The sequence below is a fragment of the Pseudomonas sp. FSL R10-0056 genome (genome assembly GCF_009600105.1).
Lineage (GTDB): Bacteria > Pseudomonadota > Gammaproteobacteria > Pseudomonadales > Pseudomonadaceae > Aquipseudomonas > Aquipseudomonas bubulae.
This window is the reverse complement of the sequence record NZ_WIWL01000062.1, coordinates 1-1,171: the sequence shown is the minus strand read 5'-3', so window position 1 is coordinate 1,171 and position 1,171 is coordinate 1. Positions and strand designations below refer to the sequence as shown.

1 protein-coding gene is annotated in these 1,171 nt (G+C 56.6%); it reads left to right on the top strand.

Features of this window, described 5'->3' with window-relative positions; all coding sequences use genetic code 11:
• Nucleotides 1–65: 65 nt before the first annotated feature.
• Nucleotides 66–1,046 carry an IS5-like element ISPa41 family transposase gene (locus tag GHO42_RS03380; protein WP_014003920.1) on the top strand — a complete coding sequence of 327 codons (981 nt, stop codon included), beginning with the start codon at nt 66–68 and terminating at the stop codon, nt 1,044–1,046.
• Nucleotides 1,047–1,171 lie beyond the last annotated feature (125 nt).

The window sequence follows — 1,171 nt, the reverse complement described above, 5'->3', positions numbered from 1 at the left end:
TAGGGAATCTCCGAACAAGCCTTCAGTTATGCGAGAATCCCCGTAACACCTGATCCGAGCCGCCCATGAGCCAGATGAGCTTTTCCGACTTTGAGTACGCCGGCAAGCGCAAGCAAACCCGCCGAGAGCGCTTCCTCGCCGAAATGGATCAGGTGGTGCCCTGGGCAGGCCTGCTGGAGCTGATCGAACCGTTCTACCCCAAGGCCGGCGGCGGTAGAAAACCCTATCCTCTGGAAACCATGCTGCGCATCCATCTGTTGCAGAACTGGTTCTCCCTGAGCGACCCGGCCATGGAAGAAGCGCTCTACGAAATCACGCCCATGCGCCAGTTCGCACGCCTGACGCTGAGCGCGCCAATCCCCGAAGACACCACGATCATGAACTTCCGGCACTTGCTGGAGAAGCATCAGCTCGCACCGGCAATCCTTGCGGTCATCAATGGTTATCTGCAGGAAAAAGGCCTGTCGCTGCGCCAAGGCACCATCGTCGATGCCACCATTATTCATGCCCCCAGCTCGACCAAGAATAAAGAAGGCAAGCGTGATCCCGAGATGCACCAGACCAAGAAAGGCGGTCAGTATTTCTTCGGGATGAAGGCGCACATCGGTGCCGATGTCGAGTCCGGCCTGGTGCATCACGTCCATGGCACCGCTGCCAATGTGGCCGATGTCACGCAGGTGGCTGAACTGCTGCATGGCGAAGAAAACGCCGTGTATGCAGATGCCGGTTACACCGGTGTCGAAAGGCGCGAAGAGCATGAAAATCGGGGGGTGATCTGGCAGATTGCAGCGCGTCGCAGCACCTATTCCAAGCTGAACCAGCGCAGCGTACTGTACAAAGCCAAGCGCAAGATCGAGTTCTGCAAGGCTCAGACACGGGCCAAGGTCGAGCATCCGTTTCGCGTGATCAAGCGGCAGTTTGGTTACGTGAAAGTACGTTTTCGTGGGCTGATGAAAAACACGGCTCAGTTGACCACGCTGTTCGCCCTGGCAAACCTGTGGAGGGTTCGAAAACAGCTCATGGGTATGGGTGAGGTTCGCGTTTAACACGGAGAACCGGTCGAAAAAGCTCTCCGTACATGATTTTTCGGTCACTTTTCGTCCAATGACGCTGTAGGTGCCTGGAAAATTGCAACTTGCCGCGGCTGCACGACAAGTTGATCGGAGCATCC